This is a genomic window from Candidatus Poribacteria bacterium (assembly GCA_016866785.1).
Classification (GTDB): Bacteria; Poribacteria; WGA-4E.
In genome coordinates, this window is sequence record VGLH01000095.1 from 1 (window position 1) to 15525 (window position 15525).

Here is a 15525-nt window from a genome sequence, read left to right on the forward strand (position 1 = left end):
CGTAGGCTCTGGCTCCTGGGAAGGCCGTCTTTGCCAAGAACGTCTCCCAAGAACGTCTCCTACAAGGGAACCACGCGCGTGCATCTGGCGGGACGCTGGAAGCAGGGATGCAAGGAACCTCTTTGGGTGGTGCTCCTGATCCATGATGATATTGTTATAATGCTTCCTGCGCATCACAACAGGAGGCATCGCACATGGCACGTCCCGCTCGTATCGTCACGACGTTCGCTGTCCGCATTGCGGCTCGAATTGGATCGTTAAGAACGGCAACGCCAATGGGAAACAGACCTATCTTTGCCGTGAGTGTCACCACCGGCACACGCCGGACGCCCAGCGGCACGTCTATCCGGAATCGGTGCGCCGACAAGCCGTCACGCTGTATTGCGAAGGAACCAGCATCGAGGCGATCAGTCGCATTCAATCGGTGAAAGTCGGAATCGTGACGTCGTGGATCAAAAAAAGCCCGATGGGCGTTAGAGACCGTCCAACGGCGCATGGACGCCGCCGCTCCGACCAACGGGGATTCGCTGGACGCTCGCCCGCCGGAGAAGGTCGATGCCATCGCACTCGATGAGATGTGGACGTATGAGAAGGCGCGGAAGGAACCCAAACGGCAGAGCGTCTGGATCTGGACGGCGGTCATCGAAGAGAAGAATTGTCCGCACCGCGTGTTCTACAAGGTGGGCGACCGAAGCGAGGAAACGTTCTTGCGACTGGCGGATCGTCTGCCGCTCTCAAAGGCGTATTATACGGACGGCTACGAGGTGTACGGGTGGCTGCCGCGCGCCGTCCATCACGTCGGCAAGGACGGTCCGGTCAACAGGAACGAAGGGATTCATTCGATCCTGAGGGATCGGTTGTGCCGTCTGCGTCGTCGGACGAAGGGCTACACAAAAGAGAGTTGGTGGCTCCGCGCTTCGCTTGCGATGATCTGCCTCCATCTGGGCTGGATCTAGTATCATCATGAGTTAGGAACACCGGTCAGGGAAACCGCTTGACAGCCTTCTCGGCGATGTGACACAATAGCCCCCGGCGGTTGTGAGGCGTGTCCGGAGAACCCCTTTCAGTGCCTGAGTGGAGCCGGTGAGCGCACCTGAGTTCACCCCGTTGTGCGGATCAGGATCGCGCAGTTCCGTGCCTCGCCGGTTCTTCCGGATGTGCTCCCGCAGTACGACTGCTGGTGTTCGACGCGTCCCCTCCGGTCGGTTCCCCGACGTGGACCGTCTCCACGACGATGTCCCTGGAGTCGCGTATGGATCGACGTAAACTCTTCCTGGGCTTGGGCTGGCTGGGCGTACTGCTGGGGGGCGTTGGCAGCGGGCTCTTCATGCTCGTGCGCTTCCTTTTCCCGCGCGTGCTGTACGAGCCACCGACTCGGTTCAAGGCGGGCGCTCTGTCGAACTACCCGCCCGACCCCACTGGGAAGATCAAGGTCTACGAAACCTTCAAGACATCCGAACGGGTCTGGATCGTTCACGGCGACGATCCGACGACCGGCAAGCACGGCATCTACTCGCTTCTCGCCGTGTGCACGCATCTGGGCTGCACGCCGCGCTGGCTCGAGAACGAGGCAAAGTTCAAGTGCCCGTGCCACGGAACGGGGTTCTATGCGTATGGTGTGAACTTCGAGGGACCCGCCCCACGTCCGCTGGAGAAGCTCGACTTGCGAGTCGAAGATGGTGAACTGGTCATCGACAAGGCGAAGACCTATCGATGGGAGCGGGGCGAGTGGGAGAGACCCGGGAGTATCATCGAGACGCCGCGTCCCATCGTTTGACGCGGTGAGTACTGAATACTGGATGAGTCGCGATCGACAAGGGCTCGGACAGCTAGCGCGGCAGCGGAGGCAGGGATAGAGGCATGGCATTTTGGTCGACGATCCGGGATCGCATCACCGGCACGCAGGTGTGGAAGTCGATGTTCCGTCACGACTACCGCGACACGCCGCGCAACCGGTCGCTGCAGGTCCTGAACAACGTCTTCTTCCACCTGCACCCCGTGCGTGTCGCGAGGAGCGCTGCCAAGGTGCGGTTCACCTGGTGCATGGGCGGCATCACCTTCCTCATGTTCTTGGTATGCACCGTCACCGGCGTGCTGCTCATGTTCTACTACCGACCCACTGCCGAGTACGCCTACAACGACATCAAGTCGCTCCAGTTCGACGTGCCGTTCGGAATGCTGCTGCGAAACATGCACCGTTGGGCAGCCCACGGCATGGTGATCGCTGTCTGGCTCCACATGCTGCGCGTGTTTATGACCGGATCGTACAAGAAGCCGCGCGAGTTCAACTGGGCGGTCGGGGTCATCCTGTTGGTCATCACGCTCTTCCTGAGCTTCACGGGTTATCTGCTCCCGTGGGACCAACTGGCGTACTGGGCGGTGACCGTCGGGACGAACATGGCGAAGGCGCATCCCGGAATCGGAGCCGAGGGGCCCTTGACGCCGCAGTTCATCACGTCGTCCAACGACGTGCGGTTCGCGCTATTGGGCGGAACCATCGTAGGTCCAACAGCGCTGCTGCGGTTCTATGTGCTCCACTGCATCTTCGTGCCGCTCATCGCGTCGGTGCTGATGGCGGTTCATTTCTGGCGCATCCGCAAAGACGGTGGCATCTCGGGTCCCATGTGACGAAGCCGTCGAGTACCTCTTGAGGGCGTGAGATGTTCGAGAGCATCGATCTCAACAATCTGTGGCTGATCATCAGCAAGCCGGACAATATCCCCGTGCTCGGCCTGTACCCGCTGCTCGCGTTCTTCACGGGGTGGGGCTTGTGGCAAGGGGTCATCAACGACCGGCGACGCCGGAACTCCGAGCCGCTCATCGAGGATGCCGGCGAGAAGGTCCACACCTGGCCCTACCTGATGCGGATCGAGTTCATCGCGCTGATCATCGTGATGCTCATCCTGACCGTCTGGTCGGTGACGATCAACGCGCCTCTGGAGGAACCTGCCGACCCGTCGAAGACGCCCAACCCGTCGAAGGCTCCGTGGTACTTCCTCGGGCTGCAGGAGATGCTCGTCTATTTCGACCCGTGGTTCGCCGGGGTGGTGCTGCCCGCCATCATCATCATGGGCTTGATCGTCATTCCGTACGTCGACAGCAACGAGAACGGTTCCGGGTACTACACGGTTCGCGAACGCCCGTTCGCCCTTGCGGTGTTCTTCTTGGGCTTCTTCGTCCTTTGGTGCGCCCAGATTTTCATCGGAACCTTCCTGCGCGGGCCCGGATGGAACTTCTTCTCGCCGGTCGAGACGTGGGACGCCCACAAGATCGTCTTCGCGAACAACGTCGATTTCTCGAACGTCGTGGGTGAAGGGCTGTCGCGCCTGATGGTGGCAGTCGGGATCGCCGATACGACGCGCCTCCAAGTGAAGGCGGCGTTCGACTCCAAGGCTGCCATCGGCGTGCTGTTCGGCGGAGCCCTGGTGCTGGGCTGGCTCGGGCTGGGCCCGATGAGCTATCTCGTCGGGTCGCGCGTCCTCCGTCGTCGCGAACTGGTCGATCCTGAGACGCAACGACTCCGCCCGGACTCCGAGCTGAAGACGCTCGACGCCATTGTTGGAACCGATCCTCAGCGCCCGGGTCCGCTGGGGCGGCTGCTCGACCTCTTCCTGTGGACGTTCGCCCTGCCGTGGCGCATCGTCTTCGCGCTGTTGCGCATCCCGTCGGCGGGTGTGGTGGGTCTGATCGTCGCCATCGTGGGGTCGGTTGGGCTCTTCTTCGCCGGCGCTCCGGGCGGGGCTGTGACGCCCGTCGCAGCCGTGCTGTTCGCCCTGTGGCTGCGCAAGCGCGAGAACTGGACGCGGCTTCACGACGCAGTGCTGACGAAGGCTCCGGAACGAGTCGTCCAGACAATCGCCCGCCTCGGGCTCCTGAGATACGCCATCGTCTCTGGCTTGTTCCTCATCATGATCGGCGTGCCGATCAAGATGCTGCTGCGGTGGACGCTCGCCGTGAAGTACATCTGGGTCGTGCCAGGCGTGTTCAACATCTAGCCGTACCCTGCCCACAGAGGACGCGCGACCGATCGGTCCGAGTCCTCCGACCGTCCAGACATCGCCAACCCATCGACGGTTCGAGTGCGCGCTCTCGAAAAGCCGGGATACGTGCGTCGAGTCGTTTGTCGCGCCCTGACGGCAATGCTAGGATGGGAACCGGAGGCGCGGTTTCCTGACTTGCGCAGAACTCAGGAGGGACTGAGATGCGAGCTCTGTCTCTTGGAGTGTGTGTGATGGTCGCCGTCGCCGTGGCGTTCACGGCAAGCGCCGACGTGAAGTACCTCGGCGTCGATAAGAAGACCCAGGGCGACTGGAAGGGCAAGTACGGCAAGGACGGCGCGATCATCTTCGATGCCGGAGGCGTCAACGGCGTCAACAATCCCGGCAAGAAATCCGACCAGTTCAGGAAGGGCGTGCTGGAGGCGTACGACGAAGGCAACAGCAACCGGTGGAACTGGGCGACCGACGCCGGGAACGACAAGCGGGGACTGACCTATGTCGCCGATGACGGCAGGCGCATCGGCGCGTGCGCTTGGGGAACCGGCACGCACACGTTCTCCCTGTCCGTCGCATCGAAGGACTACCAGGTCGCCGTTTACTGCGTCGATTGGGACAGCTCGGTGCGAATCGAAGACATCGTCGGTTACCAGGACGCGGTTCCGGCGAAAGCTGATCTGACCGTGCAGAACCCGGAGTTCAACGCGGGGATGTGGCTCCTCTGGCACGTGACCGGGACGATCCCCTTCAAGCTGAACGTGACGCACAAGGGCGGAGCCAACTGGGTCATCTCCGGGATCATGGTCGATGCGCAGCTCGCCGTCGACCCAGCGGGCAAGGCGTCGACAACGTGGAGTGCGCTCAGGTCCACGGGCGGTCGGTGATGCGCTCGGTCGCGTCCTTCGCGCTGCGCGACCAGTAGCCATACGTAGTGTGTATGTGTCATCAAGCCCTTGGGATCCGTGCGGACTCAGGCTACGCATTGATGGTTGCCATACGTAGTGCGTATGTGTCATCGAGCTCCGCAGACCAAGGGATCGCCGTCCTGCGTCGTGGCGCGCGAGGACCGCGGCGCGCCTAGGAAGGAGTCGAGATGCGAACGAACCTGCTCGTAGCCCTCGGGTGTGCCCTGATCCTGTCTGGGTGCGCGGGCGTTACGATGATCGACAGCATGCCGTCCGGAGCCGACGTATATGTCGACGGGGTCCGCGTTGGGCAGACGCCCGTTCGATATGAAGACATGGCGGTGTCGCTCACGTCGCATTCGGTGCGCATCGCCAAGGATGGGTACAAGCCCGTAAGTGAGCAGTTCGCTCGACAGGGCCGCGCCAACATGAGCGCGATTGTCGGCGGCATCTTCATCTGGCCCGTGTGGCTGTGGGCGCTGGACTATCCCGCCTCGCTCACTTACGAGCTCCAGCCCGAGTCAGGCTCCGGCACTCCGATGCCCGACCGGGAGTAGCCACGAACATCAGACCTGTGCCCCTCTCGCATGCCAGCGCGGGAGGGGCTTCCGTCGCAGCACGACGTGATCTCAAGAGGTACGCCGGTGAGGCACGTACTTCGACCCGAAGGCGCAACGCCACAGCGCCTGCAAGACGCCATCGCGCTCAACCATATCGTGTGGATGACCGGCGAAGAGAACGCCGAGGTGCATTCGTTGCCCGGCGTCACATGGACGGCGACGGGAGGACCCAAGCCCGGCGGCAGCATCCTCTTCCCGGACCTGTCGGACGCCGACGCCCCGCAGGCGTTCGACCGTATCGTCGCATTCTACAGAGCGCGCGGGTCGCAGGACCTGATCGGCTTCTGGTCGCTCGACCCGCCGAAGCCTGTTCACACACAGGCGTACCTGCTGGCGCGGGGGTTCCAGTTGGGCTGGCAACCGCACTGGATGTCGCTCGACCTTTCGCGCTTCGATGAGAGCTTCACGGCTCCGATAGGTGTTCGCATCGAGAGTGTGACAACGGAGGACTGGGGCAACGACAACATCCCGTATTACAGCCGACGCACATCCCGACGGTTGCTCACGAAGGGCGAGCACGCCTTGCAGCTTGGGGCGTGGCTGGACGGCGAGCCCGTCGGGAACACGGTGGTTCTGTGTACCGAAGGCGATCGGGGCGTCGCGGGCATCTACGACTGTGGCGTCGCAGAAGCCGCGCGGAACCGAGGCATCGGGAAAGCTCTCGTCGTCCGGGCGTGCCAGTGGGTGCGCGATCGGGGCTATGCCTTCGCGACGCTCAACGCAACAGCGGACGGAGAGCGCATCTACCGGCGCGTTGGATTCGAGTCGATCGGGTTCGGCTGCACGTGGTGGCTCAACGTGCCTCGGCTGAGCGCAAACCCGCCGTCAAGGGCCGTCGTGGCGTTTGGGCAAGCCGTCGGGTGTGGGAATGTCGATGCGCTGACGTCGCTTCGTCCGAGCATCGACAACGCGCTCCTAGACGCGCCTCTAGCGAGCGGCATGACGCCTCTCGACGTGGCTATCGCCTGCGGCAAGCCAGAGTCGGCTGAATGGCTTGTCAGCCACGGGGCAACACTCGACATCGTGTCGGCGTGGGACCTGGGATGGAAGGATCGTGTCGGCGAGCTCCTTCGTCGTTCGCCGGACCTCCTGAACCGCCGCGCGGGACAGTGGGGTGCGACGCCGCTGCATATCGCCGTCGAGCGTGACGACGCCGAGCTCGCTCGGCTCGTGTTGGCTGCCGGCGCCGATACGACGATCCAGGACATCGCCTTCCGTAGTACGCCGATGGGATGGGCGCGGCACCTCGGTCGGGGCGACATGGTCCGACTGCTCGAAGAGTCAGCGTGAGGACGCGCCATGGGTGACGTTAGGCGGATCTGCCTCTGGTCGGGTCCACGGAACGTCTCGACGGCGGTGCTCTATGCGTTCGCTCAGCGCCCCGACACGCGCGCGCTCGATGAGCCGCTCTACGCTCACTACCTTCGCGTTTCGGATGCTGACCATCCAGGCAAGGCGGATGTCCTCGCCTCGATGGAGAACGACGGCGAGCGCGTCGTCCGCGACGTGATCCTGGGACCCTGCGACGTGCCGGTTCTCTTCATGAAGCAGATGGCGCACCACCTGGTCGAGATCGATCGCTCGTTCATGCGGCACACGGTCAACGTGATCCTGACTCGCGATCCGGCGGAGGTCGTGACGTCGCTCGCGAGGGTTCTCGACGACCCGACGTTGCGTGACACGGGGTTCCGCATGCAGTACGAGCTCATCGACCAGCTTCGTGGCTTGGGTCAGGAGCCGCCGGTCCTGGACGCCCGCGAGTTGCTGCTGGACCCGCCAGGCGTTCTGGGCGAGCTCTGCGCCTTGATCGGCATTCCGTTCGACGAAGCCATGTTGTCCTGGGAACCGGGCCCCAAGCCGGTGGATGGCGTGTGGGCTCCGCACTGGTATGCGAACGTCCATCGCTCGACTGGGTTCGAGCCGTACCGCCCCAAGCGGGAGCCCGTGCCGGATCGCCTCAAGCCGCTGCTCGACGAGTGCCAACCGTATTACGAGTCGATGTACGCCGTAGCGATCAAGGCGCGACGGGATGGCTGAACTGCCCGATCCACGCAACGAGAACATCCACGTCTTCGTCGGCGACCGGCTCGTGCCGCGCGCGGAGGCGAAGGTCTCCGTGTTCGACAGCCTGGTGCAGGGCGGCGACGGCGTCTGGGAAGGGCTGCGCGTCTACGACGGGCGCATCTTCGCGCTCGATCTGCACCTTGACCGGCTCTTTGCGTCGGCGCACGCGATGGCGTTCCGGGACGTTCCGAGCCGTGAGTTCGTCCGCGACGCCATCTTCGAGACGCTCCGCGCCAACGGGATGCGCGACGAGACGCATATCCGCCTGACGCTGAGCCGGGGCGTCAAGGTGACGTCGGGGATGGACCCGCGCCTGAACCGCGAGGGCCCCTGCCTCATCGTTCTCGCCGAGTGGAAGGCTCCCATCTACTCGTCGGCAGGCATCCGGCTCGTCACGGCGTCCGTCCGGCGGAACTCGCCGCAGACGATCGACTCGAAGATCCACCACAACAACCTGATCAACAACATCCTGGCGAAGATCGAAGCCAATGTGGCAGGCGTCGATGACGCGATCATGCTCGACCTGAACGGCTTCGTGTCGGAGACGAACGCGACCAACATCTTCGTTGTCCGTCGCGGCGTGCTGCTCACACCCCATGCCGATAGCTGCCTGCCGGGCATCACGCGCGGGATCGTCATGTCGCTCGCTCAGGACGCCAGCATCCCGGTGCGTGAGAAGAACCTGTCGCTCACCGAGGTCTACACGGCGGATGAGGTGTTCACGACGGGGACCATCGGCGAACTGTGCCCAGTCCTTGAAGTAGACGGCCGGCGAGTCGGAACCGGTGAACCGGGGCCCGTGACGAACCGTCTCCGCGCCCTTTACGCCGACCTCACTGCCCATGGAGGCGAGCCGCTGCCCTAGACGCGCGGCGCCCTCGGATCATGGGACCCGACCGAGGCCAGCCGCCGGACGATTTCTGACGAGCCCGAACGGTATCAGGTAGCGTGGCTCACCTTGACGTGGCGAACGACGCTCGATAGCATCATCACGACTCCCGATCGGAGTCCTCCAGGGAGTCGATGCAGGCGCGCCGCAAGACGGCTCGCATCAGGTATCGCCCAACCTCCGAGTGGCGCTTACCCATTGGCGCGGGAGGTCACTGATGGTGTGTGATGGGTCTCGCCTCGCCGTTGCGTTATTGTGCGTCCTGTCACTAGCCGCGCATGCCCAGGAGCAGTCGGCAGACGACGAGTTCGACGCGGCACTGAAGGCGCTCATCGACGGCGACTACTCAAGCGCATACGACCGTTATCAGGCTCTGATCGAGCTCCATCCCGCGACTCCACACGCCCGCATCGCCGCCGAGCGAGTGATCCGGCTCGAGCGGCTGGGGCTGCTGCGCACGCGCCGGCGGGGACTCGACCAGACAGGCAGGACCGAGGCGCTCGTCTTCGGCACCGCCTATGCAACATGGCTGGGGATCGGCACAACGCTTCTGATGGACACCGATGACGAGGTGAAGGCGGCAACAGCGGGCGCCATGGTCGGAGCGCCCGCCGGTCTCATCCTGACACATGCTCTGACTCGGAGCGCGAAGCTCAGCGAGGGGCAGGCGGCGCTCGTCGGGTTCGCCGGGTGGTGGGGGACATGGCAGGGGCTCGGAGCCGCCATCCTGCGAGACGATGACAACGGCAAGCAGATGATCCGCGGATCCATCGCAGGTGGGCTTGCTGGGATCACCGCGGCATCCGCCGTGACGCGCGTTACCGACCTGACGGTTGGCGAAGCTGCCTACATCAACCACGGCGGCACGTGGGCGAGCATCCTTGCGGCTCTCAGCCTGCCTCTCTTGGCGCTTGAGGGCAACGACGCACTGGCGTATGTGCTCATCGCCGGTGACTTGGGCGTTGCGGCGACGGCGTCCACAGCGCGCAGAGCCAGCATGACCGCTGGTCGGGCGAATCTCATCAGTTTGGGTGGTATCGTAGGCATGCTGGCGTCCAGCGGCGTGCTCATGCTCACTGAGATGGAGTCCGATGACGCTATCTCGTTCACGCTGATCCTCGGCAGCGCCGCTGGCTTGGCGTACGCCTGGAGCGCGACAAGCCCGCAGGCAGCCAGTCCCGACGCTGGCGGCATCGGCAGGCTGGGAGCCCCTTCCACTGCCGGCGTAAGGCTCATCGGGACGCCACCGGCGCCAGGACTGGCGCTCAGTGTTCCGTTCTAGGAGGGCAAGCATGCGTCTGCTGGTCGTCGTCGTGTGCGTCGTTTGGACGGCTCCGCCCGTCGTTTGGTGTCAGCGCACCGAGTTGGAGCTGAGAGAGCGAGAAGCCGGCGTCCTCTACCGAGAGGCGCTCCGTCTCGCTGCGGACGGCAAGTACCGCGCCTCCGTCGCTCGGCTGGACCGGCTGCTCGATGACTATCCCGACTTCACTCGCGCCGCTGCCGCGCGTGAACACGCCGCTGACCTCCGCGCGCAGCGCTTCCCGCGAGAGCCGCTGTCGGGTGGTACGAAGACGAGCCTGGTGACCTTCGGAACGCTGTTCCCGACATGGGCAGCGGTGGGCATTCTGATCATCGCCGACGTCGAGGAATCGGAACCAGCCGGGATGGTCGTGCTGGTCGTGCCTGCGGTCGGCGTGGCGACGACGCGTTCGTACGTGCGGAGGGTACCGTGGACTGAGGGCCAGGGCTCGCTCGTGAGCCTTGCGGGCAGATGGGGAATCTGGCAGGGGGCTGGCGCAGCCGCTGTCGCCGACGCGAACGAGAAAGCCAGCATCGCTGCGAGTATCGCCGGAGGCGCCATCGGTTGGCTCGGCGCGACAGAGCTCGTGAAACGCCGCGACTTCAGCGCCGGCGACGCGTCACTCATCAACCTGGGAGGCATGTGGGGGACGTGGCTAGCCCTATGCGGTGCGAGAGCGGCGGACGTCGATGACAGCGACTCGATCATCCTCACCGCGATGGTCGCGGGCGACGTGGGCATCGTGACGATGGCGTGGGCGGCTCCACGCCTCGACATGAGTCGGGCGCGGACGAGGCTCATCAACCTGGGCGGGGTTGTCGGGACGCTGTACGGCTTCGGCGTCAGCATCCTACGGGATGTCGATGATGGGAGCGTCGCGTGGCGAAACGTGGGGATCGGATCGGTCGTCGGACTCGCCGTCGGCGCTTACCTGACGCGCAACTGGGATAGGGAGCAGGGCTACTTCCGCCCCTTCGCTCATAGCGCCGACAGCGACGCTCCGGTAGGACTCGCCGCGCGACGCACGGCTCCGTCGCTGCGCGTGGGTCGAAGCGAGTTCGCCGGACGTGCGCATGCGGAACCCACCGTACCGCTCGTGTCGGCGCGGTTCTGACGACTCACGCGTCTGCCTGCGTCCGGACGCGGATGGCTTCCGGCGTCAGTCGGTGCTCAGGGGGTTCGCCATTCAGGATGCGGTGGAACTCGTCGGCGGTGATGTCGGCGGTTCGCAGATTCGCGTCCTTCGTGCGTCCGGCGATGTGCGGCGTGTGCGTCACGTTCCGGCGATTGCGGAGCGAGTCGTCCACCGGCACGGGCTCCACGTCGTACACGTCGAGTGCGCCAGCGAGCTCGTCGGCGACGATGCGCTCACGCAGCGCCGCCATATCGACGGCGTGCGCCCGCGTGATGACCGTCACGAGCGAGCCCTTCTTCAGCCGGTAGATGCGCTCGCGGTTCAGCAGGTGCTTCGCCGAGGGCGAAGGCGGGATCGCCACGAAGACGATCTGCGACCGATCCACCAGCGCGTCGATATCGACCTTCGCGACGCCCAGTCGATCGTAGACTGCGTCCGGCACGAACGGGTCGTGACCGCACACATCCGCGCCGAACGCGACGCAGAACGCGGCGATCCGCCTGCCGATCTGCCCCATGCCCATCACGCCGACGCGCTTGGTTCCCAAGTCGCCGTTGACGAAGTCGGGTTCGTCGCAGAACTGGCCATAGGCGTAGTCCCACAGGGGCTCCCCGGCGGACATGCGGGCGTGCCACTGCCCGACGCTCCGAAGCTGGCATAGGGCGAGCGTGACGGCGCATTCGGCGACGGACTGCGCCCAGGCGCGCGTCGTGTCGATGATGGCGATGTCGCGCTCCGCCAGGGCGTCCAGCGGCAAGCCCCAGCCGGAGTTGTCCGTGTTCGCGGAGATCATCCGCAGCTTCGGCATCGCGCGCACGCACTCCGCAGTGAGGTTCCCGCCGTAGAGCGCGAGTCCGACGACATCAGCCACATCCGTCTGCTCGTGGATGGGCGCGTCGGACGTCGGCTCGAGCACGCGGAGCTCCCCGAGCTCGCCGAGACGCATCACCATGCGATCGTGGACGAACGGCCAGTCCCGTTCGAGATGCCGGCTGCGGACGAACAGGAACACGGGTGGCACGTGTCGCTCCTCGCGGCGGGCTATGCCTTCGGTCGCACGGTACAGGCGTTCAAGCCGTCATACAGCGTTGCCTTGTCGAAGTCCTTACCAATGAACACGATCTGCGAGTTCGGCGAGTCGGAGCCCCAGCCCTTTCCCCACTCCACGATGACGCTGCTGCCGACCTGATTGAAGATCGCGCGCTGCTTCTCGCCGAGGAACCAGAGGATTCCTTTCGCGCGGAACACGGCGGCAGGAAGCGTCTCGAGGAAGTCCTGGAACGCCTTCGCAGCGAAGGGCGCGTCGAAGACGAACGACGCGGTCGAGTAGCCTTCCTGTTCGAAGTGGGTGTGGTGCGCGTGGTCGTGATCGGCGTCATGGTCATGGTGGTGGTTGTGATCGTCGCCATGGTCGTGCGCGTCGGTTCCGGCGCGGAAGGCTTCCGCTTCGCGCGCGTCGAAGTGGCGGTCGAGGTCGAACGCGCCGACATCGAGGATCAGGTTCAGATCGACCTGGCACCGGTTCGTGCGGATGATGCGCGAGAACGGGTTGATGCCTCGGATGTGCTTCTCGACCGCGTCCACAGCCTCTGCGAACGCGTCGTCCACCTTGTTGAGTAGGACGAAGTCGGCGAAAGCGACCTGCTGCTCCGCGACCTCCGAGTCGCGCATGACGCGCGGGAAGTTGACGGCGTCGACGACGGTCACGATGGAGTCCAGATAGGTCTTCTCTTGGAGCTCCGGCACGAAGAACGTCTGCGCGATGGGCTGGGGGTTCGCCAAGCCCGTCGTCTCGATGACGAGGTAGTCCACGTCGCGCTGCTTCTTGAGCAGGTTCCGCACGGCGTCGTACAAGTCGGTCCGGACCGAGCAGCAGATACATCCGTTGCTCAACTCGATAACGTCGTCGGAGCCGTCCATGCCGATAACGAGCTGATTGTCGATGCCAATCTCGCCGAACTCGTTGACAATGACGGCGATCTTGAGCCCGTGGTTCGCCGACAGAATGTAGTTGAGCAGGGTCGTCTTCCCGCTGCCGAGGAAGCCGGCGAGGATGGTCACCGGCAGACCTCGCGGACGACCCAGCGCCTTGTCGAGGTTCATGCTATCTCCCATGTCGAGCGGTCACCTCACGGAACCTGGCGAGCGAACTTGAGGACGCCGTCCGGGTCCGACACGCGGATCGTGAAGCCCCAATTGCCCGTGCCGTCGCCGTTCTTGACGAGCAGCGCGTTCCAGCCCGGCTTGAGAGGCATGAGGAAGAACCGCGTGCCCGCGATCTCATTGTATCCCTGGACTGGCACGACGACCTCGCCGTTGACGAGGACGCGCGTCACATCGTCGCTCCACAGGATGCCGGCGATGGCGACACGCTCGTCGGGGCTGTAGACGTGCGACAGCGCATGGCCGATGCGGTAGTCGCCGCCGAAGATGGCGTTCATATCGAGCCAGCCGTTCGCCTCGGCGTCAGCATCCCTCCAGCCGATGGGTCCGGCTTCGGTCTGGTAGGTGTCCTGGATGCCTTGCTCCGGACCCCACGCCTCCAGGAAGTCGGGCCAGGTGGGTTGACCGGCAGGCGGAGCCCCCGACGCGTCCATCAGGAAGGGCCCGACGACGCGCCACTGCGTGACCGAGGTCATCTTCTCGATGTCCATCGGCGACAACTGCCCGGTGCTGCTCCAGAGCTCACTGTCGCCGTAGGTCAGCGTGTAGCGGTACGACGGCAGCGCCAGGAGCCCTTCGGACCCATAGACCGCGCGAAACACGGCGTCTGCCGACTCGCCGGGCTTCAGCACATAGGTCGCCTGGCTCGGAATGACGCGCCAGGAACTGCCGTCGGGAATCGTCCATTCGACGCGCGCCGTCAGGGACTTCGATAGCGGGTTCTTCAGGTGGAACACGTGCTCGCCGTCGCCACCGCTGGTGTTGAGCTGCGGCATGCGCGACTCGGCAGCAATGATCTCGCGCGCGCGATCTGAGACCTCGCGTGGGGCGATGTCGTGGGGATGGACGCTGCCAGGCTCGATGATAGCGATGTGGAGGTCGCCGCCATCGACGGTCACTGTCGTGTAGTGGTGGAACGCGCCGAGGTCGAGAGCCGCGCGCGGCGTCAGTCCGGCTCCGGTCGCGCTCAGGACGAAGTACGGACGGTCTCGTCGCTGCTCGTAGGACAAGTTGTGGAAGTGACCCGCGAACACGGCGTAGGAACGCGCTTCGAGCCACTTCTCGACCTGCTCCCATTGCGCGAGGGCGTCGCCCGTGTGGTACCAGACGGGCTTGTGCATGAAGAGGAAGGTATGTCGCGCCGTTCGGTGATCCACCAGGTCCTTCTCAAGCCACGCCATCTGCTCGGAGCCGAACTGGAGCTCGTCGGCTCGCCAGCCCTCTTCGGTGTTCAGAAGGACGAAGTGGCAGCCCTTGTAGTCGAACGAGTAGTAGGTCTTGCCGACGTTCGCCGACCAGTACTCGTACATCGCCTTGTTCGAGATGTCGTGGTTGCCAGGCAGGTAGAAGAAGGGCACCTCGATCCGCTCGGCGTGCTCGCTGAACTCCTGCCATTGGCGCTGCATCTCGGCGGCGTCGGGTGTGTAGCCCTGGATCAGGTCACCGACCATCAGCGCGAAGTCGGGTCGGAGCCGGCTCACTTCGTCCATGGCGCGGTCGAAGATGTGCCAGTTGCGTTCGCCGCCGCCTGTCTTGTCGCCGATGATGGCGAAGGTGAACTTCTGCGTATCGTGTGGGAACGGCCGGTCGATGCCAGGGATCTCCGGCGGGAGCGTCGGCGCGATTCCGTAGGTCCCGGTGACGTGCGCCCAGACAGGCTCCGTCAGAAGGACGGTCAGCGCGATGACTAAGGCGCGGCGGCATGTCACAAGCTTGGGGCGGGTCATGGCGTCCTCAAGATGAGAGTTACGAGGCGGAGGAAATGGACGGCGCATGAGAGAGTCGCAGCGTCGGGCGATTGCGTCAACGATCATCGGCAAGTAGCACGGAGACTTCGCGGTACAGGGCGGGCACGCGACCTTCGACAGCATCCCAGACCCTGTCGAGGCTTAGCTGCTCGTCGCGGTCGGCGACAGCTCGGCAGAAGGCGACGATATCGCGTGCGCCAGTGACGTCGTCGGCTACGGTCGAGTCCAACTCAATCGCTCGCGCGAGCGCCTCGCCGACGATGGCAAACTGGCGTTCGACTGCCGGGAGCAGCAACGGATCGGACAGCAGATCGACGAACGGCACACCGTCCGTGAACTGCGCGATTGCCTCGCAGGCGCGCGCGACGTCGTACAGATACATGCGTGGGTCATGCCGCATAGAGGAGCGTCCTGCTCAGCTCGATCGATTCCCTCAAGTATGGGTTCCGTATCGCCAGTGCCTCCACCAGGTCGATCGGACAGCCGAACAGGTCCTGAAGGTCCTCGAGAAGACCGAAGTACGCGCGTGCGTGCTCGATCGGCGTCAGGTCCGACGGGAAAATCACGAGGAAGTCCAGATCGCTCGCGCCTGCCTCGTACTCACCGGACGCGGCAGAGCCGAAGAGCTCGAGCCGCTGGAAGCTGTGTCGGACGCAGAGGTCGCGCAGGTCTTCGATGTGTTGCTCGATGATGGCGTGCATGGCGA

At 64.5% G+C, this 15525-nt stretch carries 15 protein-coding genes and 1 pseudogene; 11 read left to right on the forward strand and 5 right to left on the reverse strand.

The window, feature by feature from the left end:
• Window positions 1–494 precede the first annotated feature (494 nt).
• The 11 genes and pseudogenes from FJZ36_13345 (at window position 495) to FJZ36_13395 (ending at window position 10887) form a co-directional block, all read left to right on the forward strand.
• Window positions 495–956, forward strand: a complete 462-nt coding sequence (locus FJZ36_13345; protein MBM3215891.1) for an IS1 family transposase — start codon at window positions 495–497, stop codon at window positions 954–956.
• 224 nt (window positions 957–1180) lie between these two features.
• Window positions 1181–1777 (forward strand): Rieske 2Fe-2S domain-containing protein, encoded by a 597-nt coding sequence (locus tag FJZ36_13350; protein ID MBM3215892.1) that lies wholly within the window; start codon window positions 1181–1183, stop codon window positions 1775–1777.
• Between the two features lie 83 nt (window positions 1778–1860).
• Window positions 1861–2628, forward strand: a complete 768-nt coding sequence (locus FJZ36_13355) for a DUF4405 domain-containing protein (protein ID MBM3215893.1) — start codon at window positions 1861–1863, stop codon at window positions 2626–2628.
• Between the two features lie 32 nt (window positions 2629–2660).
• Window positions 2661–3293, forward strand: a pseudogene (locus FJZ36_13360) (cytochrome C).
• 908 nt (window positions 3294–4201) lie between these two features.
• Window positions 4202–4879 carry a hypothetical protein gene (locus FJZ36_13365; GenBank protein ID MBM3215894.1) on the forward strand — a complete coding sequence of 226 codons (678 nt, stop codon included), beginning with the start codon at window positions 4202–4204 and terminating at the stop codon, window positions 4877–4879.
• A gap of 209 nt (window positions 4880–5088) precedes the next feature.
• Complete coding sequence (locus FJZ36_13370; protein ID MBM3215895.1) at window positions 5089–5457, forward strand: PEGA domain-containing protein; 369 nt, start codon at window positions 5089–5091, stop codon at window positions 5455–5457.
• Window positions 5458–5487: 30 nt separating this feature from the next.
• Complete coding sequence (locus FJZ36_13375) at window positions 5488–6810, forward strand: GNAT family N-acetyltransferase (protein MBM3215896.1); 1323 nt, start codon at window positions 5488–5490, stop codon at window positions 6808–6810.
• 9 nt (window positions 6811–6819) lie between these two features.
• Window positions 6820–7557 (forward strand): sulfotransferase family protein, encoded by a 738-nt coding sequence (locus tag FJZ36_13380; protein ID MBM3215897.1) that lies wholly within the window; start codon window positions 6820–6822, stop codon window positions 7555–7557.
• On the forward strand, window positions 7550–8449 hold the full coding sequence (ilvE, locus tag FJZ36_13385; GenBank protein MBM3215898.1) for a branched-chain-amino-acid transaminase: 900 nt from the start codon (window positions 7550–7552) through the stop codon (window positions 8447–8449). Before FJZ36_13380 ends, ilvE begins: the two co-directional genes overlap by 8 nt.
• A gap of 241 nt (window positions 8450–8690) precedes the next feature.
• On the forward strand, window positions 8691–9755 hold the full coding sequence (locus FJZ36_13390) for a hypothetical protein (GenBank protein ID MBM3215899.1): 1065 nt from the start codon (window positions 8691–8693) through the stop codon (window positions 9753–9755).
• A gap of 10 nt (window positions 9756–9765) precedes the next feature.
• Window positions 9766–10887 carry a hypothetical protein gene (locus tag FJZ36_13395; protein ID MBM3215900.1) on the forward strand — a complete coding sequence of 374 codons (1122 nt, stop codon included), beginning with the start codon at window positions 9766–9768 and terminating at the stop codon, window positions 10885–10887.
• 4 nt (window positions 10888–10891) lie between these two features.
• Here FJZ36_13395 and FJZ36_13400 read toward each other — a convergent pair whose 3' ends face one another.
• Genes FJZ36_13400 through FJZ36_13420 form a run of 5 tightly spaced genes read right to left on the reverse strand, consistent with a single transcriptional unit; the run spans window position 10892 to window position 15520 of the window.
• Entirely contained in the window at window positions 10892–11929 is a 1038-nt protein-coding gene (locus FJZ36_13400; GenBank protein ID MBM3215901.1) for a hypothetical protein, read from the reverse strand.
• A 20-nt stretch (window positions 11930–11949) separates the two neighbouring features.
• Window positions 11950–13011 carry a GTP-binding protein gene (locus FJZ36_13405; protein ID MBM3215902.1) on the reverse strand — a complete coding sequence of 354 codons (1062 nt, stop codon included), beginning with the start codon at window positions 13009–13011 and terminating at the stop codon, window positions 11950–11952.
• Between the two features lie 26 nt (window positions 13012–13037).
• Window positions 13038–14942: a hypothetical protein gene (locus FJZ36_13410; GenBank protein ID MBM3215903.1), complete on the reverse strand. Its 1905-nt coding sequence runs from the start codon at window positions 14940–14942 to the stop codon at window positions 13038–13040.
• Window positions 14875–15219: a hypothetical protein gene (locus tag FJZ36_13415; protein MBM3215904.1), complete on the reverse strand. Its 345-nt coding sequence runs from the start codon at window positions 15217–15219 to the stop codon at window positions 14875–14877. The genes FJZ36_13410 and FJZ36_13415 overlap by 68 nt, the downstream gene beginning before the upstream one ends.
• Window positions 15209–15520, reverse strand: coding sequence for a hypothetical protein (locus tag FJZ36_13420; protein ID MBM3215905.1), 312 nt, complete (start codon window positions 15518–15520; stop codon window positions 15209–15211). Before FJZ36_13420 ends, FJZ36_13415 begins: the two co-directional genes overlap by 11 nt.
• Window positions 15521–15525: the final 5 nt, after the last annotated feature.

Coding starts and splice junctions, on each gene's coding strand:
- FJZ36_13370 (MBM3215895.1), top strand. CDS start 5,089: ATGCGAACGAACCTGCTCGTAGCCCTCGGGTGTGCCCTGATCCTGTCT.
- FJZ36_13345 (MBM3215891.1), top strand. CDS start 495: ATGGACGCCGCCGCTCCGACCAACGGGGATTCGCTGGACGCTCGCCCG.
- FJZ36_13395 (MBM3215900.1), top strand. CDS start 9,766: ATGCGTCTGCTGGTCGTCGTCGTGTGCGTCGTTTGGACGGCTCCGCCC.
- FJZ36_13375 (MBM3215896.1), top strand. CDS start 5,488: ATGCCAGCGCGGGAGGGGCTTCCGTCGCAGCACGACGTGATCTCAAGA.
- ilvE (MBM3215898.1), top strand. CDS start 7,550: ATGGCTGAACTGCCCGATCCACGCAACGAGAACATCCACGTCTTCGTC.
- FJZ36_13380 (MBM3215897.1), top strand. CDS start 6,820: ATGGGTGACGTTAGGCGGATCTGCCTCTGGTCGGGTCCACGGAACGTC.
- FJZ36_13410 (MBM3215903.1), bottom strand. CDS start 14,942: ATGCTGTCGAAGGTCGCGTGCCCGCCCTGTACCGCGAAGTCTCCGTGC.
- FJZ36_13355 (MBM3215893.1), top strand. CDS start 1,861: ATGGCATTTTGGTCGACGATCCGGGATCGCATCACCGGCACGCAGGTG.
- FJZ36_13420 (MBM3215905.1), bottom strand. CDS start 15,520: ATGCACGCCATCATCGAGCAACACATCGAAGACCTGCGCGACCTCTGC.
- FJZ36_13365 (MBM3215894.1), top strand. CDS start 4,202: ATGCGAGCTCTGTCTCTTGGAGTGTGTGTGATGGTCGCCGTCGCCGTG.
- FJZ36_13405 (MBM3215902.1), bottom strand. CDS start 13,011: ATGAACCTCGACAAGGCGCTGGGTCGTCCGCGAGGTCTGCCGGTGACC.
- FJZ36_13390 (MBM3215899.1), top strand. CDS start 8,691: ATGGTGTGTGATGGGTCTCGCCTCGCCGTTGCGTTATTGTGCGTCCTG.
- FJZ36_13415 (MBM3215904.1), bottom strand. CDS start 15,219: ATGCGGCATGACCCACGCATGTATCTGTACGACGTCGCGCGCGCCTGC.